This is a genomic window from Thiorhodococcus minor, assembly GCF_010820565.1.
GTDB classification, from domain to species: Bacteria; Pseudomonadota; Gammaproteobacteria; order Chromatiales; family Chromatiaceae; genus Thiorhodococcus; species Thiorhodococcus minor.
This window is the reverse complement of the sequence record NZ_JAAIJQ010000022.1, coordinates 54,752-74,029: the sequence shown is the minus strand read 5'-3', so window position 1 is coordinate 74,029 and position 19,278 is coordinate 54,752. Positions and strand designations below refer to the sequence as shown.

The window sequence follows — 19,278 nt, the reverse complement described above, 5'->3', positions numbered from 1 at the left end:
CGGGCGGCTGGATAGGAGGAGCCGGATGAGCGGAGACGTTCACGTCCGGTTCTGTGAGCGCCTCGGGGGGCGGTTCCTCGGGGCGACTCGACTCATCATCACGGGCGTTTCTCGGGCATTGCTCGAAGCGCACGTCAAACCGCTGGTGGTGCAGTTCCTCAAGGAGCGAGGACTGGAGTTGGCAGAGGAGAAGACCCGCATCGTCCATATCGATCAGGGCTTCGACTTCCTCGGTTTCAATGTCCGGAAATATCAGGGAAAGCTGCTCATCAAGCCAGCCGCATCCAGCATCGCAGCGGTCAAGGAGCGCGTGCAAGGCATCATCCGCACAGGCAAAGGTCTGCCTCAGGGTGTCCTCATCCGCCGCCTCAACCCGGTGATCCGGGGCTGGGGCAACGACTACCGCCATGTCGTGAGCAAGGACATCTTCAACGACATCGACCATGCGATCTGGCGCATGACATGGAATTGGGCGAAACGGCGACACTCCCAGCGTACCCGCAGGTGGGTCAAGGAGCGCTACTACACCCGCAAGGCGGGCTACGACTGGGTGTTCACAGACGGGTCGGTCGATCTCTTTCGGATGCTGAGCATTCCGATCCGCCGCCATGTGCGCATTCGCGCCGCCGCCAACCCCTATGACTCCGCGCAGGCGAGCTACTTCGCCGCACGACGCGCGCGTCACAGGCAAGAGGCGCCGAAAAGCGCACCCAAATGGCTCTTCTGTGATGCGCCGCCGTCACGTCCCCGTTGATCGTCGGGTGCTTCACGGCGCCTTATCAAGGCTTGAGCCCGGTGCGGGGAAACTCGCACGCCGGGTTCTTAGGGGGCCGGGTGACGGTAACGTCACCCGGCTACCCGACTACCGGCCTCGCGCTTTGCGCTTCCCTGGCCGGCAGCGTCGGAGTGCAGAGCGCTGAGGCGATTTCCGGAAATGCGTGTACCAGGCAGCGCCGGATTGAGGTCCGCCTTCGAGGAGCGCCGGCAGGAGCATAGCCGAGCCATGCGACTGTCGGCGCGACACAGAAAGCGGGCGTCAAGACCAGCCAGATGGTATGAGAAGTGACAGAAGCCGCCAAAACACCCCGACGGCAGAGCGCCGTCAGATCAAGCGCCTGACGAGCAAGGGGATCCGCACCCCGGAGCCCAGCCCGAGCGGGAATCGCGCGGGGCCGACGCGGATTCAACTCCCTCTCCTCCTGCGAGAAAGAACCAATCTGGGGGTGACGAGCTTGAGGTCGACACACCCCCAGCAGCTGTGCTGCCGATATCCGTGATGAGATCCGCAGCCTCGAGTGGCATGCCCTACTAGGCGTCGAGGTTGTCCAGCGCCTTCTGGAACCGATTGGCGTGCGAGCGCTCGGCCTTGGCCAGGGTCTCGAACCAATCGGCGATTTCGTCGAAGCCCTCGTCACGAGCGGCTTTCGCCATCCCGGGATACATATCCGTGTATTCGTGGGTTTCGCCAGCGATCGACGCCTTGAGATTGTCGGAGGTTCCGCCGATCGGCAGACCTGTTGCCGGATCGCCAACCGCCTCCAAGTACTCGAGGTGACCGTGCGCGTGACCCGTCTCGCCCTCGGCGGTCGATCTGAAAACGGCGGCAACGTCGTTGTAACCCTCGACGTCGGCCTTTGCCGCGAAGTAGAGGTAGCGACGGTTGGCCTGCGACTCGCCAGCGAAGGCTTCTTTCAAGCTCTGCTCGGTCTTGCTGCCTTTCAGCTCCATAGGGCTCTCCTCGTAATTACTGGGGGTTTTCTTCTGACCGCGTCTCGAACGTGCTGAACCTTAAGTTGAGGGGGTCGGGCGAAGAAATTGTTTGTTCCAATGACGGTGATCGTTGCTCATTATGGAGCCTAGACTCCAGCTCCCGACAGCCTCTACGCGTTTCGGCGACTCAACGGCTTGGCCTGTAGCCAAGCCCAGCAACGCCCAGCGAGGCCGTCGCGCGTCGACAGCCCAAGCGGCCCGACCGCGCTTGCTCACCTAGGCCTTTGAGCGCTGGCATCGATCACCAGATGATGTGTGCAGGAGGAGGAATCAAGCCGAGGCAAGATGACGCAGGGCACCTTGTCTTGTGACACATCTCTCACTCTGACCGCCTTGCATGCATAACCATTAGGATCACGTGAACGGGTTCATTGTGAGCGTTAGAAGCGGCTGATAGAACAGCGGTCCATGGACCTACGAGTCCCGAGCCATCTCCGCTAGCCGCATCATTCGGGAACCATTTATGTCGGCAGACACGCCCACGAACGTCGCTAACATTCACCATCCGCATCAGCTACAGGACGTCGCCACGAGCGCAGAGAAAGAGATGCCTATCCGTCTACTCCAATTGACCGACTTGCATCTCTTCGGTGATTCGACCGGCCAGCTCCTGGGCATCACCACGCGAGACAGCTTCGAGGCCGTGCTCGAGCTTGCGCTCTCGTCGAGCACGGAGACCAGCGCCGTCATCCTGAGCGGAGATCTGGTGCACGATGAAACGGCGTCGGGATACCGATACTTGGGAGAAGCCTTGCGTCGGACACAGCTGCCTCACTACTGCGTGGGGGGCAATCACGACAATCTGGAGCTGATGTCCGCGCACCTGGGCTCGGCGGCGCTCGGACCGGTCGCGCTCAGGCGACTTCAAGGATGGAACCTGGTTTTCCTAAGCTCCAGCGTTCCAGGGCAAGACGGCGGACACCTGAGCGCGGTCCAGCTGAGCCAGCTTGAGAGCCTGCTGGAAGAAAATCGCGCGCCAACGGCGATCTTCCTCCACCACCATCCCATTCCTATCCACAGCGCATGGATGGACACCATGGGCGTCGACAACGGCGCGGAGCTGACAGCACTCTGCGACCGCCACCCGCACCTCAAGGCCATCGTGTTCGGCCACATCCATCAGGCGTTCCATGCCAAGCATGGCGAGTGCGCAATCCTAGGCTCTCCATCGACCTGCTTTCAGTTCCTCCCGGGCAGCCGAGATTTCGCCATCGACGATAGCCCGCCCGGCTATCGGGAGCTGACCCTCTACCCGGACGGAGCCCTCGCGACCAAGGTCGTGCGCCTACAGCACTACGCGGAGCTGCCCCTGCACCAGGTCGGCGGCTACTAATCGATCACAAAGTCAGCGTGCGAGGCGTAGTCGAGCGGCTCGCACGCAACCCCCGTGACCCGAGCGGCAGATGGCCCACTACGAAGCCAATCGCGCAACTGGGTCACGGCGTGCGCCTCGCCACAGACCAGCACCTCAACGCGCCCATCGGGCAGGTTCTTGGCATAGCCGGTCACACCGAGCCGCATCGCCTGCTCGCGCGCCGAGGCCCTGAAAAAGACCCCCTGCACCCGCCCAGCCACTAGACAGCGGTAGCAGACCCGTTGCTCCGCGTGTTGATGATCATCCATCTCGGACTCCTCAGGATTGCGGCGCCTCAGCCGCCGGTGTCAAGCGTCGAGCCGGCCGTGCAGGCTCTCGAGATCAAGGGCAGCGCGATTTCCGCCGCTCCGCGGCCTCATCGCCGAGACGTCTCGCGCCGCTCGCGCTTGTACTGTGAAAAGCTCATGTCCTTGTAGCGGCCCTCGACCACATAGGTCCCGAGGAGCATGAACTCATCGGCGTCGCGCGTCGCCCCCGTGTACCTCGCCACCAGGCTCCCATCTAGGTCGAAAAAGGCGAACACGGGCGTGGCGCGCACACGGTGCGACTTGAGCGCGAAGTCCTTCTGCGCCATGACCTGACCGGAAAAGTCCGTGATCTCGATATCTCCCTCGATGTCCACCGGAAAGATCAGGAAATGGTCCCTGAAGTAGTCTTGGACCTCCGATCGATTGAGCACCGTGGTCTTCATCCGATGACAGAAGGGACACTCATCCATCTCGAACATCAGCAAGATGCCTTGCTTCCCCTCGCCCCTGGCCGTCTCGAGCTCTTCGGAGAAATCCCCGAAGGTGGCGCCGAAGAAGTGGTCTGCCGGATCCCGAATGTCCGCCAGCGCGGTCCCGGCCCAAACGAGTGCGAGCCAAAGGAGTATCCAGCCAGATGCGCTTGCAGGTTTCCCTCGGGATCTCCAGCTCTGAATCGAGTGCATTCCAAACTCCTCCTCATCGTTATCCGGTCCAATGTCAGCCAGATCGGCAAGACTGGGCGACCCCAGCGAGCGCGGAGCCGCCGGCTCCTCGAGCGGGGGCAAGGCACGAAGCCCGGACGACGCCGCACCTCGATCTATCCTCGCACCGGCCCGACCTGCCGCCCGTCTCATGTCCCGGGGTGGCGAGCTGCCAACGGCAGCGGGTCCAGATTCTCACCAGATCGGGCGCCGCTTTCAACGTCAGTCGAGCGGACCCTGGGCCGGGGCAGGACCTCGCGGCGAGACACGACCGAGCGCTCGCGCGCAGGCGGGTAGACTGTCGGCGCGGACGTTTGCGTTAGACTATCGCCCCGTGAGCGGCCGCAGATGAGAGCAGCCACCAACGCGAGCAGCCATCAATGAGCACCGAGCAGAGATTCCAATGCGCTACATCCTGGTTCTTTACTACAGTCGCCATGGCGCAACCGCCGAAATGGCGCATCAAGTCGCACGCGGTGTCGAGTCGGCGGGACTGGAAGCCAGGCTGCGAAGGGTTCCAGCCGTCTCCACGGTCTGCGAGGCCGTGGAGGACAGCATCCCGCCAACGGGCGCGCCTTACGCCGAGCTGGACGACCTCAAGCACTGCGCCGGTCTCGCCTTGGGCAGCCCGACACGCTTCGGGAACATGGCGGCACCCATGAAGTATTTTCTCGATGGCACCAGCGGTCTTTGGCTAGCGGGTGCGCTGGCGGGCAAGCCGGCGGGGGTGTTCACGTCCACCTCGAGCCTGCATGGCGGCCAGGAGACTACCCTGCTCAGCATGATGCTCCCGCTGATGCACCACGGCATGCTGATCATGGGGCTGCCCTACAGCGAATCGGACTTGCTGCACACGCAAACGGGCGGTACGCCCTACGGCCCCTCCCACCTGGCTGGCACCGATAGCGACCGCCCCGTCGCCGAGGAGGAGAAACGGCTCTGTCATGCCCTCGGCAAGCGCCTCGCGGCCACGGCCGCAAGGCTCGCGGTCGAGCCGCGTTGAGCCCGCCAGGGCCCAGCCACCTTTGAGCGCGCCCTACCAACAGCTGCATTTGCCGATCGAGCTCCCGCGCGAGCCGACCATCGCGGAGTATCTCCCCGGCCCCAACATGGAGGCCGTCGCCGCTGTCGCCGCGATCGCTCAAGGCTCGGGGGAGCCGTTCGTCTTTCTCTTCGGAAACAGCGGGACTGGCAAGACGCACCTGCTGCAGGCAGCTTGCATCTCGGCGCGCGAGCACCGTCGCAAGGCGCACTATCTGCCGCTTGCCACAGCCGGCCTGACGCCCTCGGTACTGGAAGATCTCGAGCGCATGGAGCTGGTTGCCATCGATGACATGCAAAGCGTCGTCGGCAGCGGCACCTGGGAAGAGGCCCTGTTCGGCCTATTCAACCGCTTGCGCGACCGCGGCCGCCAGCTGATCATCGCTGCGAATAGCGCGCCCGACAGCCTCGGCGTCGGTCTGCCCGATCTCGCCTCGAGGCTGCTCTGGGGACCGCGCTACCGCCTGCAGCCCTTGCAGGACGACGATTGCGCCCGCCTCATGGCGGAATCCGCCGCGCGCCGCGGACTGCAGCTCGGCCCAGAGGTGATCCGCTTCATCATGAACCGCTATCCCCGCGATCCTAGATCCCTGATGGACATCCTTGCCCGCATCGACAGCGCAAGCCTGCGCGAGCAGCGTCAGCCGACCATCCCGCTCGTCAGACGCGCACTGGATGGCGACGCCTAAGCGCGCTCAGTCGTGCCGACTCCAGCCCTGCCGCGCGGCCTTGCGCCCCCAGATCCAAACATATTGAGCGCCGCTGATGATCACGGTGACCAGACAGCTCCAAACGAGCGTCTGGAGCCAGACATCGGGCAGCCCGTAGACCCCGGCGTGCGTGAGCACCGCGACCACGAGCAGAAGCTGGATCGCGGTATTCACCTTGCTGACGGGGATCGGCGCCGCCTCCACCTCGGCGACGCCATAGTTGTAGAGCACGGCACCGCTGACGATGACGACATCGCGCAGGACGACGGCCAGCACCAGCCACAAGGGGATCAGGCCCTGCGAGCCGAGAACCAGGAAGCAGCAGACAAGCAAGGTCTTGTCGGCCAGCGGATCCAGGATCCCCCCCAGCCGGCTCTGCCACCCATAATGCTTGGCGAGGAAACCGTCCAGCCCATCCGAGGCGCCCGCGGCGGCGAACAGGATCAAGGCCCAGAGATACTGCTCCTGAATCAGCAGATAGACCACCGGGACGACGGCGATCAGCCTGGTGACGCTAATGATGTTGGGAAGATCGCTCGGCTTCAAAGACCACATCCTTAAGGCAGTGTGCACACTTGTGGGGCTGTGATCCTAGCTTGGAGCATCCTGAGTGTCCAAGGCTCGTTATACTATGCGGCCTATCATCAGCCAGACCGGAGCCACCGCGTGCCGCAGGATTTCCAACGCCCTCCATCCGCCAACTTGAGCTATCGCAGCGCTGGCGTCGACATCGACGCGGGAGCCAGGCTTGTGGACCGCATCAAGCCGCTCGCCGCGGCGACGCGAAGGCCGGGCGTCCTCGATGGGCTCGGAGGCTTCGGCGCACTCTTCGAGCTGCCGCTCGATCGCTATCGCGAGCCAGTCCTGGTCTCCGGGACGGATGGCGTCGGCACCAAGCTCAAGCTCGCGATCGAGCTCGGACGGCATGACACCATCGGCATCGACCTGGTCGCCATGTGTGCGAACGACATCCTCGTCAGCGGCGCCGAGCCGCTGTTCTTCCTCGACTACTACGCCACGGGGAAGCTCGACGTCGAGGTCGCCGAATCCGTCGTCTCCGGCATCGCGCGCGGCTGCGAGCTGGCACAGTGCGCGCTGACCGGAGGCGAAACGGCCGAGATGCCCGGCATGTACGCCAAGGGCGACTACGACCTGGCGGGCTTCTGCGTCGGCATCGCCGAAAAGCGCCGCCTGATCACGCCAGATCGCGCCAAGCCCGGAGACGTCCTCATCGGGCTCGCCTCCTCCGGGCCTCACTCCAACGGCTACTCGCTCATCCGCAAGGTGATCGAGGTGAGCAGCGCCGACCTGTCCCAGGATCTCGACGGCCGTCCACTCGGCGACGCGCTCTTGGCCCCGACGCGCATCTACGTGCGCTCCGTCCTGCCCCTGACGCAGTCCATGGAGGTGCATGCGCTCGCGCACATCACCGGCGGCGGACTCACGGAAAACCTCCCACGCGTGCTGCCCGCGGGCGTCCTTGCGCGCATCGGTCTCGCGTCGTGGAAACGTCCGGCCGTCTTCGACTGGCTGCAGACGCGCGGCGGCATCTCGCACATGGAAATGCTTCGCACCTTCAACTGCGGGGTCGGCATGGTGATCTGCGTCGCAGCCGAGGACGCGGAAAGCGCCCTGGAGCAGCTGCGCCAAAGCGGCGAAACGGCTTGGAAGATCGGCCATCTCGAGGTCGCGGAGGGCGAGCCTCAGGTCGTCTTCAACGACGGTGGGGCGAGCAATGGCTGAGCGGACACCGCTCCCGGTCGTCGCGCTCATCTCTGGCAGCGGCAGCAACCTGCAGGCACTGATCGACGCACAGCTCCGAGGCGCGCCCATCCGCATCGCGGCCGTCATCAGCAATCGCGCGGATGCCTTCGGACTCGAGCGCGCACGCCGCCACGACATCCCGACCGAGGTCCTCAGCCACCGCGACTACGGCGACCGGGAGGGCTTCGACGCGGCACTCGGCGATCTGATCGACCGCTTCGCCCCAGGTCTCGTGGTGCTTGCGGGCTTCATGCGTATCCTCACTGAAGGTTTCGTCGACCGCTACCAAGGTCGGATGATGAACATCCACCCTTCGCTCCTCCCGAAGTATCGCGGCCTGCACACACACCAGCGCGCGCTCGATGCCGGCGAGACCGAGCACGGCGCCAGCGTCCACTTCGTCACGGCCGAGCTGGACGGGGGACCCGTGATCCTGCAGGCCCGTGTCCCTGTGCTGCCCGGCGATGACGCCGCAGCGCTCGCGGCCCGCGTGCTCGAGCGCGAGCACCGCATCTACCCGACGGCCGTACGCTGGTTCGCCGAGGGTCGGCTGAGGCTCGGGGAAGATGGCCGCCCACATCTCGACGGAACGCCCCTCCGAGCGCCATGCCTGCTCGACGACCTGGACGCTCGCGAGAGCGAGGCCGCAATCTAAGCCAGCCGCGACAAAGAGCGAGGACGGGTCCCGGCTACTCCTCGAGCTCTTCGACCGAGCCATGCGGCTCGTAGAGGCGGTCTTCGTGCGGCAGGCAGGTGCTGGGACGGACTGGCGTGCAGGCATGGGCGTCGCGGACCAAGCGGACATAGGCGGATTGCCGCTTCGTCCCATAGTCCATGTCGCCGGTTCCGAAGTGCAGGCGCCAGGCGCTGCCCGGATAATAGGTCGCGGGTGTACCGGACCAGAAGCGCCCCGGCGGCGTGTTGGGGAAGGCCACGCCGTCGATGTCCAGTCCATGGCAGCGCCGCTGCAGCAAGGACATCAGCTCATCCCGGTCCGGTAGCCGCCAATCGGCATGCCCGGCGAAGGTCGAGGTCTGGGCGCGCCGCATCGCCCATTTCCAGCTGAGCGCGGTCGCCTGACCGCGCGCACAGCCGATCCCGGTAAGCCCCTCGGCGCACTGCTTCCACATGAGCCCGGTTCTGGCGTCCTTCACGGTACCGTTCTGGATCACAACGAAACGCGGACTCGGCATGTCCGGCAGCGCTTCGTCTTCGCACTCGCGCGCGCCGGCAGCGGCGACGAGTCCAAAGATGCAGGCCACGAAGCTCCAGAGTCGCGCCGAGGTCATGGGATGGCGGCGCTCCGCTGCAGTGATTGAATCATGGTCAGGATGCGCCGCTCGAGCTCGCGCAGCTCTTCGCAAACGGCCGCTGCGACACCATCGTCGCCCAGATTAACGGCCTCGCTCGCCATGGCGCAGGCGCGCAGCAGCTCATGGTGGAGATACCTGAGCTCAGTGTATTCCGGCAGGCGCCCGTAATAGCGCCGGCCTTCGCCCTTCAGCCAAACGACGAACTGCGGGCTGGGAAGCTCCTCTCCTCTGAGCATCTCCCCGCAAGGCTCGCGACGCTCGACACCTTCGACCAAGCGGGTGATCCAGCGGCTGTATTCGTATCTCGCCAGCATCAGAGGCATATCCTGGCTCCGGCAGCGCCGATCACCCAAGAGTGCCCATTTCCAATCGGGCCGATAGGATGAGATCCAAGCGGCGACCTGATCGGGCGGCATTGGCCGCGCAATTCCAAAGCCCTGAGCGTAATCGCATCCCTGCCGCATCAGCACCAGCCCCTGCTCGGGGGTCTCCACGCCCTCGGCGACCACCTGCTTGCGGAAGATCGCCGCGAGCCCGATGACGCCCTCCACGAGCGCGAGATCGTCCTGGTCGTCCAGCATGTCGCGCACGAAAGAGCGATCGACCTTGAGCGTGTCCGCGGGCAGCTGCTTGAGATAGCTGAGCGACGAGTAGCCGGTACCGAAATCGTCCAGCGCGAAGCGCACGCCGATGGCCTGGCATTCCGCCATGAGCGCGCGCATCCTGACGACATCCTCCAGTGCGGTGCTCTCGAGGATCTCCAGCTCCAGGCGATCCGGAGGCATCTGCGGATGCCGGGCCAGGATACGCTTCAGTCCCGCCAGGAAGCCAGGATGCTGGAAGTGGCGGGCGGCGATATTGACGCTGATGACCAGGTCGAGCTCCTGATCCCGCCACCGCATGGCTTGGGCGATGGCCTCGCCGAGCACCCACTCGCCGATGTCGACGATGAGCGGCGAGTGCTCCGCGACTGGCAGGAAGTCCCCTGGAGCGACGAGGGTGTCAGCATCCCTCTGCCAGCGGATCAAGGCCTCCACCCCAATGACCTGCCCCGTGCGCATGTTGACCTTGGGCTGATAGTGCAACCGCAGCTCGCCCTGCCGCAGGGCGAGGCGCAGACGCTCCAGCTCCTGATGACGGGCCCTCAGATCCTTCGCCGCCTCCATGTCGAAGAGCTGGTAGCGGTTGCGGCCGAGCTGCTTGGCCTGATACATGGAATGATCGGCATGACGCAGCAGCGTATCCGGGTCGCTGTCGTCCAAGGGATAGAGTGTCACCCCGATACTGGCCGAAACCCTGATCGCCAGATCGCCGACATCATAGGGCCGCGTGACTTGGGTGAAAATGCGCCCCAGGATCTCGTCGAGCTCGTCCGCGCTGAGGAGGTCGGTGAGCAGCAGGACGAACTCGTCCCCGCCGAGGCGCCCCGCGACATCATAGACCCGCATCGTCCCGCGCAGCCGGTTGGCCACTTTGACCAGCAGTGCGTTCCCGGCCTCGTGGCCGTACTTGTCGTTGACGCGCTTGAAGTCGTCCAGATCGAGCGAGCAGATGGCGACCAGCCGCTCGAAGCGCAGGGCCCGCGCCATGGCTTGATGGAGACGACGAACGAGCAGGACCCGATTGGGCAGATCGGTCAGGGGATCGTAGTGCGACAGGCTGACCAGACGTTGCTGCGTCGTCTTTAGGTCGGTGATGTCGAGGAAGGTCCCGATGTAGTGGGAGATGCCGCCCTGGTCGTCCTTGACGGCATTGATATGCAGGGTCTCCGGAAAGACCTCGCCCGATTTCTTGCGGTTCCAGATCTCCCCCTGCCAATGACCGTCGCGCTCAAGCTGGCGCCACATCTGCTCGTAGAAGCAGGCGTCCTGCAGTCCCGACCTGAGGATCCCAGGCGTCTTGCCGAGCACTTCCTCGCGGCTGTAGCCCGTCATTCTCGTGAACGCCGCATTGACATCCAGGATCCGCTTGCGGGGATCCGTGATCAGGATCCCCTCCTGCGAGCTCTCGAAGACGCTCGCGATCAGCCGCAGCCTGGATTCGGCCCGACACCGCGCCGTCTGATCGCGCAGCGTCTCGACCACCGCGATGACACGCCCTTCCGCATCGCGGATCGCGCGTGCGTCCAGTGCCAGATAGCACTCCACGCCGCGCAAAGGCATGACGCACCAATTCTCCGCGTGCGCCTCATGCGCCTCGCTGGCATCGAGCACATGCTCGGGGTAGAGACGCTCGATCTCGCCGTCCCGGCCGGCAAGGATGAGATCGGCGAGACAGGGGCGCGGCGCGTCGTAGAAGGCCCGCCAATGCTCTCGGGTTCCCAGCACATCGCGGGCGCGCATCCCCGTCAGGCGCTCGCACGCCTGGTTCCAGACGATGACCCGACCCTCGGCGTCGATGACGAACGCGGGGACCACGAGCTGATGCATCAGCTCGATCGCAAAGCCCTGCCCGTAGAGCGACGCCCCACAATCCCTAGTCGCCTGCTGCGCTTTCGTCATACGGACAGTTCTGAGAGTGACTCCATGAGTGACGCCATCTGGATCTTCGGTCGCGCTTTCTTCAGCGATCTCGTCCAAAGCGGCCTCTGCCTGATCGGGGCTAGCCCGAGCGCTTCCGGCTTCCCTCCGGCTCGGACCCAGAGGCCCCCTCTGTCGCATTCTTTGCCGCCCCCGTAGAGACGTTGGTCAGCATCTTCTGGAAAAGGTCCCAGGATGCCATGGTTCCGGCAAGGTAGGGCTGGAAGAGCTTCAGAGGATCGTACCCTTCCGCGCCCGCGACCATGCGCTCGCGGATGTCATCCATGATCTGACGCTGAAAAGCCTCGACATCCGGCAAACCGAACAACTTACGGACCTCTTCCGGGGAGATGTCGATATCGACGGTCACTTTCATGGGCCACTCCTGGTCGCAAGATGGGTGTCGGTCTCGCGTCTGGAGGCGACTACCCGATGTCCTCCAACAGGCAGGCTACGAGCATGCGCGGTGGGGAAACAGCTCTCAGTGCCGGCTTGCGCGGGGGACTTCCTCGAGCTGGACCGGCTCCTCGACGGCGAAGATACGCTTGACGCGCCGGCCTAGCAGCACGCAGGCGCGCTCGAAGGCGCGGCCTGCCTCGCGCGCGTTCCACTCCCATTCCGACGGATGCGCGTTCGCGGCGAACTGCCAATGTCCGGTCGTGAGAACCGAGCCGACGCGAATCTCCAGCGTCCAATCGTGCCACAGCTGGCCGGGCTGATCCTCTTCGACGAACTCTTGCTCGACCAAGCGCACGTAGTTCCCCGCTTGGTCATCCATCGCCGCCTGGTTGGAGAGCACTAGGGTATCATCGATACAGCTGCTCCAGCCGGTATGTACGGCGCTCGCGGTTCCCATCAGCGCGTGAATAATGAGGCCCGGAGTGATCGTGAGGGAGAGCGGCGTATCCCAGTCCGGCTCGCCTGAATCGATTTCTGATGCCATGACCCATTCCGAAGCTAGATGACTCGAGCTGTGTGACCCGGCTTAGCGAGCGGTACAGCGCGCCTCGAAGTCTAAGGCCCGAGCACCGAGTGCGGCAATCCCGCACGGCGAAACCTAAACCCCCGAAAACAATAGGTGTAAAGCCATGTCTGTGATCTTGGATCTCGCGATGTTCCCGACAGACCAGGGAGTCAGTGTGAGTCGATTCGTCGCCCCCGTGGTCGCGATGATTCGCGACAGCGGGCTCGATTATCAGCTCTCGCCCATGGGAACACAGATCGAGACGGACACGCTGCCCGAGGCGCTCGACCTCATTGCCCGCGCCCAGAGCCTGCTCGACGAGCAGGGCTGCGAGCGCGTCTACGCAGTCGCCAAGCTCGACATTCGCAAGGGTCCCAAGGGCCGCTTGAAAGGCAAGATCCAGTCGGTCGAAGGCCGCATCGGTACCCTCAGTCACGGCAGCTAGAGCTCCATTGACCGCAGCTTCCCGGTAAGGTATTGGATCAGCCTTATCGGAGCATCGGCCATGAAGATCGCCATCTTTTCGGATGTGCAGGGCAACCTGCCGGCCATGGAAGAGGCCGTCTCGCGCATACTCGCCTGGGATCCGGACATGGTGATCATGGATGGCGACCTCGTGAACCGCGGCCCCAGCAGCCGCGCATGCCTGGAGCGTTTCGACGCGCTGCGGCGCAGCAAGGGCTGGCTGCCGGTCAAGGGCAATCACGAGGACTGGATCCTGCGCTGCGCCCGCGAAGCGCCGCGCGACGCCCTCGAGGCGGAGATGCGGCGATTCGCGGACTGGACCTATCACCAGGTCCGTCCGCGCCTGAGCGCGCTGGAGGACTGGCCGGACCACCTCTGCTTCAACGGCGGAGACGACACCAGCTGGGTGCACGTCACCCATGGCACCATGGCGAGCAACCGCCAAGGCATCACCACCAGTGTCAGCGACGCAGACGTCCGCGCCGTCATGCCCGACGGCGTCGCCCTCTTCGTCACCGCCCATACGCACCGTCCGCTCCAGCGCGTCGTGGACGGCATCCCAGTCCTCAACGTCGGCTCCGTCGGCTCGCCCTTCGACGGCGACCCACGCGGGAGCTATGTCCTGTTGGAGCTGCGCGCGACAGGCTGGCATTGGGAGATCGTTCGCTTCGACTACGACCGCGACCAGGCCGAGCGCGACTTCCACGATCACGGCTTCATCGAGGGAGGCGGGCCGCTCGCACGGATCCTGTTCGAGGAATGGCGACGCGCCCGCTTGCTGATGCCGGCCTGGCGCCGCGACTTCGAGCCCGCCGTCCTCGCCGGCGAGCGGCCGCTGGAGCCCGCGGTCGAGGCCTTCCTGGCCAGTATCGATTGACTCGAGCTGTATTCAATGAAAGACGCAGATACCCTATCCAGATTTCTCTTCGAAAATGCCGGCATCCGCGGCAACCTCGTCCATCTCGACGCCAGCTGGCGCGCCGTCTTGGACGCACACAGCTATCCGGACGCCGTCCAGGAGCCGCTTGGCCAAGCGCTCGCGGCCGTCGCACTGCTCGCGGCAACCATCAAATTCGAGGGCTCCCTCATCCTCCAAGTCCAGAGCGCTGGCCCCATTCGCACCCTGGTCGCGCAAGCCACCAATGCCCGTACCCTGCGTGGGCTGGCCCGCTGGCAGGGCGATGTGCCTGAGCAAGGCTCGCTCGCGGAGCGTTTTGGCGAGGGACGCCTGGTGCTGACGGTGCAACGGCCGAATGCCAAGCCCTATCAAGGCGTCGTGCCCCTAGAGGGCGCGGACCTCTCCGCGGCGATCGAGGGCTACTTCAGCGAATCGGAGCAGCTCAAGACCCGGCTGTGGCTGACCGCCAACGACCAGCGCGCGGCCGGACTGTTGCTGCAGAAGATGCCGAATCAAGGCGCCAAGGACGAGGACTGGGAGCGCGTCGAGATGCTGGCCGGCACATTGACCGCGGGCGAGCTCAGGGACCTCCCGAGCGAGGATCTGCTCTACCGGCTGTTCAATGAAGAGACAGTGAGACTCTTCGAGCCCGAGCCCGTGTCCTTCCGCTGCGGCTGCTCACGCAGCCGTATCGAGGATACCGTCAAGATGCTGAGCGAAGAGGAGGTCGACAGCATCCTTGCCGAGCAAGGCGCCATCGAAGTGACCTGCGAATTCTGCAACCGCGAGTATCGCTTCGACCCCGTCGACACACGCCAGCTATTCGCCGCCACCACCAAGCACGAGCCACCGCAGACGCGGCAATAGGGTGCGCCGAGCGAGCGCAAGCCGCGCCTAGGCTGAGCTCGCTCCAGCGACGCGGCTCCAGCGGCGCGACGACCTGGCAACCGACGGACTTTCGGACCGATGGACCTGCAATCCTTCCTGACCGGCCTCCAGCCCCTACTCGGGCTGGGGGTCTTGATTCTGCTGGCCTGGCTGCTCAGTGAAGACCGGCGTGCCGTGCGCCCTCGCCTCATCCTGGCGGGCATCGCACTCCAGCTCGTCATGGCACTGGTGCTGCTCAAGCTGCCCCAGGTTCAAGACGCCTTCCTCGTCTTGAACCACATGGTGCTCGCGCTCCAGGAGGCGACCCAGACGGGCACCGAGCTGGTCTTCGGCTATCTCGGCGGCGGCTCCGCTCCCTTCGAGACCAGCTATCCGCAGAACAGCTTCGTGCTGGCATTCCGCGCCCTTCCGCTGATTTTGGTCATCAGCGCCCTCTCCGCCCTGCTCTTTCACTGGCGCATCCTGCCGCTGCTGGTGCGCGGTTTCGCATGGCTGCTGCGGCGCACACTCGGAACCGGCGGGCCACTGGGTCTGGGTGCGGCAGCGAACGTCTTCGTCGGAATGACGGAGGCGCCCCTGCTGATCCGCCCCTATCTGGCCTCCATGTCCAGGTCCGCGCTCTTCGGTCTCATGACCTGCGGCATGGCGACCATCGCCGGGACCGTGATGTTTCTCTATGCGAGCTTCCTGTCCGGTGTCGTCCCGGATGCCATCGGACACATCCTCACCGCATCCCTCATCAACGCCCCTGCGGCGCTCACCCTCGCCGGCATCCTGGTGCCGGAGGGAGCGAGCGCCACCGATGAGCCCGAGGTCCGCATCGACGCCCAGACGCGCAGCGCCATGGACGCCGTGACCCGCGGCACGCTGGACGCCATTCCGCTCTGGCTCAACATCATGGCCATGCTGATCGTCATGGTCGCCCTAGTCAGCCTGGCCAATCAGCTCCTTGGGCTTCTGCCGGCGATCGGCGGCGAGCCGGTCTCCGCCCAGCGCTTGCTTGGCTGGATCATGGCCCCGGTCGTCTGGCTGATCGGCATCCCCTGGTCGGAAGCGAGCGCGGCGGGCGCCCTCATGGGTATCAAGACGGTCCTCAACGAGCTCATCGCCTACCTCGAGCTGGCCGGGCTGCCGGAGGGTACGCTCAGCGAGCGCAGCCGGCTCATCATGACTTATGCCCTGTGCGGCTTCGCCAACCTCGGCAGCCTCGGCATCATGATCGGCGGACTCGGCACCATGGCACCCGCCCGACGCGACGAGATCGTCGGGCTCGGAATGAAGTCCATCCTGGCCGGAACCATGACGACGCTCATGACAGGTGCGGTCGTCGCCCTTTGGATCTAGGGCCAAGCCCGGCGATCGGCTCGACCGGACGAGAGCGATCAGCTGCCAGCTTCCAGCAGCCAGCTTTCGGAAGCAGTCAGTTGGCCGGCGGATGGCATCCGCACGAGCGCATCCATTGGGTGAATGCCTTAAGCAGGACGACGGATGTGGATCGAGCCAATCCATCACAGCAGGAGGAGAGTTGAGCCGCAAAGCTCAAAGCGCAGGACGGATTTCAATGCACCCCCTTCGCAGGACTACTCCAGAGGGCAACAGGGCATTGCGGAGCAAGCCCTTGTCTTTCTTCGCGTCCTTGGCGTCTTCGCGGTTCGAGCTTGCTGACAGCGGATCGACCCCTGGGCCTTGATCATCGTCTGGTCCAAAACCCAGTGCAAGCGTAAGGATCGCTGCGATCTTGGTTAGGAAATCAGTGCCTTACGCAGGGGCGCCTTGCTCCCGGCAGCCAGGTGGACCGAACGATGATCGAGGCCGACTCCTGGACCGACGAAAGCGCCAACGAAGAGACCCCCGGACTCCATTGGAGAAGCCGGGGGTCTGGTTGTCGCAAGCAATGCCGAGCTGAAGCCCGGACCTAGGGCGTTGCGGCTGGCTCGGCCGCTGGCTCTGCCTCGGAATCAGACTCGGTAGCCTCCGCCTCGGAAGCGACAGTGCCGGCTTGCTCGGGCTGCTGCAGCGCGAGCGGCACCCCGATCGAGGGCTCGACGACCATGCCGCGCTCCGCAACGAGCTTATCGACCAGGGGCTGGTGCATCATCAGCAGCGTCCAGGCCATCACGACTCCAGCCGGCCAAGCCAAGAGCGCCGATGGCTTTGGCGAACGGAAGCGCATGACGATCCAGAGCCAAAGCACGGTCGCCACCGCGGCCACCAGATAGAGGATCGGCTGGAAGGCGAAGCCATAGCCGTCCGGCATGACGGCGTTGACTTGCTCGATCTCCGGCACCTCCCCCTTGAATCTGAGATAGCCCCAGAGCCCCCAAAGCGTCAGGGCCAGGGCACCAAAGAGCAAGGCGGACAGCCACTTGACGGGTGCCACGATCAAGCCCGGCATCCGGGTGATGCTGCCGGCACCCAGGGCGGCCAATGGGATCAGCAGCATCACGCCATGGATCGGCCGCGCCGCCTCGGCGGTCAGGAGCACTGCCCAGCCGACGACCGAGACCAGCAGCGCCAAGCGGACTCCCGGCAGCCCGAAGAATGCGAAGGGACGCACGATCAGCGCCAAGATCGCCAGCAGCCAGGCGGGAAAGGCCATGATCAGGATCGCCCAGAGCCACTGGAGGTTCTCCTGCGGCGTGCCGACGGCGATGTTATTGAGATAGAGGTCGAGATTGTTGCCCCACAGCCATTGATCCAGCAGCTGCGGATCACGCTGATAGAGCAGCCAAGGCCAGATCGCGAGCCAGGGCAGTGCGAACAGCAGCCCCACGAACATCCCGCGGATCTGTTTCCCGAGCCCGCCCCAAGTCGCCAGGAAGGGCATGAGCAAGGCGGTCACGCCGAGGATCGCCGGACCGAGGAGCCCCTTCGCCATGAAGGCGATGCCGGCCCCCGTGCCCAGCCAGAGCCCGCCCCAGAGGGTGCTCCTAGGCAAGAGCAGCAAGCCGTAGAGGCCGACGGTGACGCCGGCCACCAGCGCGCTGTCCGTCGTCACATCGTGACCGAACCAAACCACACCCAGGGTGCCGATCAGGATGAGCACGGTCATTGCCCCGGTTCGGCCGACGTTCTTGTGCTCGGCGGGCTTCCAAGTCAGGCGCCCGAGCAGGCCGGCGAATAATAGGGTAATGGCGAGATAGGCCCCGCCGGCGACCCGTGCGGCATCGCGCTCGGGAATGTAGTCCGCCAGCTTGTCGGTGAGTCCCACGGCGGTCATGAAAAAAAGCGGCGGCGTCTCGAGAGCGGGCTGATCGTCGCGCATCGGCACGACGAAATCATTGCTCTCGGCCATCGTCTGGACAATCTCCAGGCTCTGCACCTCATGCAGCTTCCAGGGTGCATGTCCGACGAGGCCGGAGCCAACGAAAACGATGGCCAAAATGAAGGTGAGCAGCAAGAGCGAGCGGCCTTGCGGGCGCGCAGCTCGGGCATCCGACTTGGCGTCGGCGGTCTTATTCTCTGCGTTGGACATAGTGATTCCTCACAGCAAAATCGCGCGGATCATAACACGGGCCGATCAAACTTTAGAGTGTTCTAATGTTATTAATCTCTACGACCCGGCTTGCACCTTAACAAGACATCGGCACAAGGCAAGGAATTGTATGCGGCATCGATCTGAAGATGGGCGCCCTCTTCCGCCAAGGCCATCTACCCGGTCGGGCAGGCTTCTCCAGTCCCCAGCCAAAACCCCAGGCTCTTATGAAGGAGCTCGTCCCACTGCATGTAGTGGGAGCCGTCGCAGGAGAAGTTCAGGCCCACCATGCCGTTGAAGATATTGAGCGAGCCCGAGCGCAGATAGATGGTCTCGTCCATGAGCCGCAGCTCGCGAAAGGTGTCGAAGACCGGTCGGATCTTTTCTTCAGGGATGGACGCGTCCTCGGGATAGGGGCGTCTGGTATAGGCCAGGCAGATGCCTGGATTCGTCAGGTCCTCGTAATCGAGGATGCGGTAGCGGAAGGGGTCGTCGATGGTCCAGAGCGTCGCGCGCGAGCTGGAGAAGTGCAGCTTGCCATGAAACACGCCGTGGGCGGTGATGAGCTCGACGATCAGGTCCAGCACCTCGTCGATGCGGCTGTCCATGAGGCTCTCGACACGCTGCTGGTTGAAGAGCCCCCCACGGATGGCGGGATCTCCCTTCATCTGCAGCCATTGCTCCGGCTGCTTGTAAAGCTCCCGCGTGAGGGGCAGCTCGCGCAGGTCGAAGTCGGCGCCCAAGAAGCCGAGCAGGCCGCCGGCTTCGTCCTCGATGCGCTGGACGGCGGTGAGCGAGGGGCGGCGCGCATTGCGGCTCAGATAGACGGGCGAGAGCGAGAAGCGGTCGCCCGCGATTGCCTCCGCGAGGTATGGACGCTGGCTCCTGTCGCGCCCCAGATGCTCCGGGAGCAGCCCTTGCGGAGAGACATTCGCCGTGATCTGGTGCGCATTCGCATCCAGGATGTAGAGATACTTGCAGGACGCCAGGCTTGGTAGGGCATCGACTAGGATGCCCTCCAAGGCCAGCCGGTCGGGCCAGGCCGACCGGCATCCGGCCACCAGCCGCTCGCACAGCCCGGACAGGCGGCCCTGCAGCAGCATGCGTTGCCGCGCGACGGCGGTCTGAAGTGCTTCACTCATAGGGC

At 64.6% G+C, this 19,278-nt stretch carries 20 protein-coding genes; 10 read left to right on the top strand and 10 right to left on the bottom strand.

Annotated elements, in window-relative coordinates:
* The first annotated feature begins 25 nt into the window (after positions 1 to 25).
* Positions 26 to 754, top strand: a complete 729-nt coding sequence (locus G3446_RS09610) for a group II intron maturase-specific domain-containing protein (protein ID WP_245232408.1) — start codon at positions 26 to 28, stop codon at positions 752 to 754.
* 554 nt (positions 755 to 1,308) lie between these two features.
* Here the strand turns inward: G3446_RS09610 and G3446_RS09605 are convergent.
* The gene (locus tag G3446_RS09605; RefSeq protein WP_164452613.1) at positions 1,309 to 1,728 is read right to left on the bottom strand and encodes a rubrerythrin family protein; all 420 of its coding nucleotides are present in this window, start codon (positions 1,726 to 1,728) and stop codon (positions 1,309 to 1,311) included.
* Positions 1,729 to 2,317: 589 nt separating this feature from the next.
* On the opposite strand from G3446_RS09605, the gene G3446_RS09600 reads away from it, so the two are divergent.
* Positions 2,318 to 3,103, top strand: coding sequence for a metallophosphoesterase (locus tag G3446_RS09600; RefSeq protein ID WP_164452612.1), 786 nt, complete (start codon positions 2,318 to 2,320; stop codon positions 3,101 to 3,103).
* On the opposite strand, the gene G3446_RS09595 is transcribed toward G3446_RS09600, so the two are convergent.
* Positions 3,100 to 3,393, bottom strand: coding sequence for an acylphosphatase (locus G3446_RS09595; RefSeq protein ID WP_164452611.1), 294 nt, complete (start codon positions 3,391 to 3,393; stop codon positions 3,100 to 3,102). The genes G3446_RS09600 and G3446_RS09595 overlap by 4 nt on opposite strands.
* A gap of 107 nt (positions 3,394 to 3,500) precedes the next feature.
* A complete protein-coding gene (locus G3446_RS09590; RefSeq protein ID WP_164452610.1) occupies positions 3,501 to 4,076 on the bottom strand; it encodes a thioredoxin family protein in 576 nt (191 codons plus the stop codon).
* Between the two features lie 421 nt (positions 4,077 to 4,497).
* Here G3446_RS09590 and wrbA point away from each other — a divergent pair, with 421 nt between their 5' ends.
* Positions 4,498 to 5,097: an NAD(P)H:quinone oxidoreductase gene (wrbA, locus tag G3446_RS09585; RefSeq protein ID WP_164452609.1), complete on the top strand. Its 600-nt coding sequence runs from the start codon at positions 4,498 to 4,500 to the stop codon at positions 5,095 to 5,097.
* Positions 5,098 to 5,119: 22 nt separating this feature from the next.
* Positions 5,120 to 5,824, top strand: coding sequence for a DnaA regulatory inactivator Hda (gene hda / locus G3446_RS09580; protein WP_245232407.1), 705 nt, complete (start codon positions 5,120 to 5,122; stop codon positions 5,822 to 5,824).
* A gap of 6 nt (positions 5,825 to 5,830) precedes the next feature.
* Here the strand turns inward: hda and G3446_RS09575 are convergent, their stop codons facing one another.
* A complete protein-coding gene (locus tag G3446_RS09575; RefSeq protein ID WP_164452607.1) occupies positions 5,831 to 6,391 on the bottom strand; it encodes a CDP-alcohol phosphatidyltransferase family protein in 561 nt (186 codons plus the stop codon).
* Between the two features lie 120 nt (positions 6,392 to 6,511).
* On the opposite strand from G3446_RS09575, the gene purM reads away from it, so the two are divergent.
* Together purM and purN are read left to right on the top strand one after the other, a co-directional pair.
* Positions 6,512 to 7,588, top strand: coding sequence for a phosphoribosylformylglycinamidine cyclo-ligase (gene purM, locus G3446_RS09570; protein ID WP_164452606.1), 1,077 nt, complete (start codon positions 6,512 to 6,514; stop codon positions 7,586 to 7,588).
* The gene (gene purN, locus G3446_RS09565; protein WP_164452605.1) at positions 7,581 to 8,264 is read left to right on the top strand and encodes a phosphoribosylglycinamide formyltransferase; all 684 of its coding nucleotides are present in this window, start codon (positions 7,581 to 7,583) and stop codon (positions 8,262 to 8,264) included. The genes purM and purN overlap by 8 nt, the downstream gene beginning before the upstream one ends.
* Positions 8,265 to 8,298: 34 nt before the next feature.
* Here the strand turns inward: purN and G3446_RS09560 are convergent, their stop codons facing one another.
* The 4 genes from G3446_RS09560 to G3446_RS09545 form a co-directional block, all read right to left on the bottom strand.
* Complete coding sequence (locus G3446_RS09560; protein WP_164452604.1) at positions 8,299 to 8,898, bottom strand: Lcl C-terminal domain-containing protein; 600 nt, start codon at positions 8,896 to 8,898, stop codon at positions 8,299 to 8,301.
* Positions 8,895 to 11,423 carry a sensor domain-containing protein gene (locus G3446_RS09555; protein WP_164452603.1) on the bottom strand — a complete coding sequence of 843 codons (2,529 nt, stop codon included), beginning with the start codon at positions 11,421 to 11,423 and terminating at the stop codon, positions 8,895 to 8,897. The genes G3446_RS09560 and G3446_RS09555 overlap by 4 nt, the downstream gene beginning before the upstream one ends.
* A 100-nt stretch (positions 11,424 to 11,523) precedes the next feature.
* On the bottom strand, positions 11,524 to 11,817 hold the full coding sequence (locus G3446_RS09550) for a DUF6489 family protein (protein WP_164452602.1): 294 nt from the start codon (positions 11,815 to 11,817) through the stop codon (positions 11,524 to 11,526).
* Between the two features lie 105 nt (positions 11,818 to 11,922).
* Positions 11,923 to 12,384, bottom strand: coding sequence for a hypothetical protein (locus G3446_RS09545; RefSeq protein ID WP_164452601.1), 462 nt, complete (start codon positions 12,382 to 12,384; stop codon positions 11,923 to 11,925).
* Positions 12,385 to 12,529: 145 nt separating this feature from the next.
* Here G3446_RS09545 and G3446_RS09540 point away from each other — a divergent pair, with 145 nt between their 5' ends.
* From G3446_RS09540 to G3446_RS09525, 4 genes are all read left to right on the top strand, one after another.
* The gene (locus G3446_RS09540) at positions 12,530 to 12,850 is read left to right on the top strand and encodes an MTH1187 family thiamine-binding protein (protein ID WP_164452600.1); all 321 of its coding nucleotides are present in this window, start codon (positions 12,530 to 12,532) and stop codon (positions 12,848 to 12,850) included.
* A 60-nt stretch (positions 12,851 to 12,910) separates the two neighbouring features.
* Positions 12,911 to 13,747, top strand: a complete 837-nt coding sequence (locus G3446_RS09535; RefSeq protein WP_164452599.1) for a metallophosphoesterase family protein — start codon at positions 12,911 to 12,913, stop codon at positions 13,745 to 13,747.
* 15 nt (positions 13,748 to 13,762) lie between these two features.
* A complete protein-coding gene (gene hslO / locus G3446_RS09530) occupies positions 13,763 to 14,635 on the top strand; it encodes an Hsp33 family molecular chaperone HslO (protein ID WP_164452598.1) in 873 nt (290 codons plus the stop codon).
* 99 nt (positions 14,636 to 14,734) lie between these two features.
* Positions 14,735 to 16,000, top strand: a complete 1,266-nt coding sequence (locus G3446_RS09525; protein WP_164452597.1) for a NupC/NupG family nucleoside CNT transporter — start codon at positions 14,735 to 14,737, stop codon at positions 15,998 to 16,000.
* Positions 16,001 to 16,571: 571 nt separating this feature from the next.
* Here the strand turns inward: G3446_RS09525 and G3446_RS09520 are convergent.
* Both G3446_RS09520 and G3446_RS09515 read right to left on the bottom strand, forming a co-directional pair.
* Positions 16,572 to 18,131, bottom strand: coding sequence for an ArnT family glycosyltransferase (locus G3446_RS09520; RefSeq protein ID WP_164452596.1), 1,560 nt, complete (start codon positions 18,129 to 18,131; stop codon positions 16,572 to 16,574).
* Between the two features lie 176 nt (positions 18,132 to 18,307).
* Entirely contained in the window at positions 18,308 to 19,273 is a 966-nt protein-coding gene (locus tag G3446_RS09515; RefSeq protein ID WP_164452595.1) for a PDC sensor domain-containing protein, read from the bottom strand.
* Between the last annotated feature and the right edge of the window lie 5 nt (positions 19,274 to 19,278).

Bases quoted from the DNA above. Each gene is read 5' to 3' on its own strand.
- G3446_RS09610 (WP_245232408.1), top strand. From the start codon at position 26: ATGAGCGGAGACGTTCACGTCCGGTTCTGTGAGCGCCTCGGGGGGCGG.
- G3446_RS09605 (WP_164452613.1), bottom strand. From the start codon at position 1,728: ATGGAGCTGAAAGGCAGCAAGACCGAGCAGAGCTTGAAAGAAGCCTTC.
- G3446_RS09600 (WP_164452612.1), top strand. From the start codon at position 2,318: ATGCCTATCCGTCTACTCCAATTGACCGACTTGCATCTCTTCGGTGAT.
- G3446_RS09595 (WP_164452611.1), bottom strand. From the start codon at position 3,393: ATGGATGATCATCAACACGCGGAGCAACGGGTCTGCTACCGCTGTCTA.
- G3446_RS09590 (WP_164452610.1), bottom strand. From the start codon at position 4,076: ATGCACTCGATTCAGAGCTGGAGATCCCGAGGGAAACCTGCAAGCGCA.
- wrbA (WP_164452609.1), top strand. From the start codon at position 4,498: ATGCGCTACATCCTGGTTCTTTACTACAGTCGCCATGGCGCAACCGCC.
- purN (WP_164452605.1), top strand. From the start codon at position 7,581: ATGGCTGAGCGGACACCGCTCCCGGTCGTCGCGCTCATCTCTGGCAGC.
- G3446_RS09560 (WP_164452604.1), bottom strand. From the start codon at position 8,898: ATGACCTCGGCGCGACTCTGGAGCTTCGTGGCCTGCATCTTTGGACTC.
- G3446_RS09555 (WP_164452603.1), bottom strand. From the start codon at position 11,423: ATGACGAAAGCGCAGCAGGCGACTAGGGATTGTGGGGCGTCGCTCTAC.
- G3446_RS09550 (WP_164452602.1), bottom strand. From the start codon at position 11,817: ATGAAAGTGACCGTCGATATCGACATCTCCCCGGAAGAGGTCCGTAAG.
- G3446_RS09545 (WP_164452601.1), bottom strand. From the start codon at position 12,384: ATGGCATCAGAAATCGATTCAGGCGAGCCGGACTGGGATACGCCGCTC.
- G3446_RS09540 (WP_164452600.1), top strand. From the start codon at position 12,530: ATGTCTGTGATCTTGGATCTCGCGATGTTCCCGACAGACCAGGGAGTC.
- G3446_RS09535 (WP_164452599.1), top strand. From the start codon at position 12,911: ATGAAGATCGCCATCTTTTCGGATGTGCAGGGCAACCTGCCGGCCATG.
- hslO (WP_164452598.1), top strand. From the start codon at position 13,763: ATGAAAGACGCAGATACCCTATCCAGATTTCTCTTCGAAAATGCCGGC.
- G3446_RS09525 (WP_164452597.1), top strand. From the start codon at position 14,735: ATGGACCTGCAATCCTTCCTGACCGGCCTCCAGCCCCTACTCGGGCTG.
- G3446_RS09520 (WP_164452596.1), bottom strand. From the start codon at position 18,131: ATGTCCAACGCAGAGAATAAGACCGCCGACGCCAAGTCGGATGCCCGA.
- G3446_RS09515 (WP_164452595.1), bottom strand. From the start codon at position 19,273: ATGAGTGAAGCACTTCAGACCGCCGTCGCGCGGCAACGCATGCTGCTG.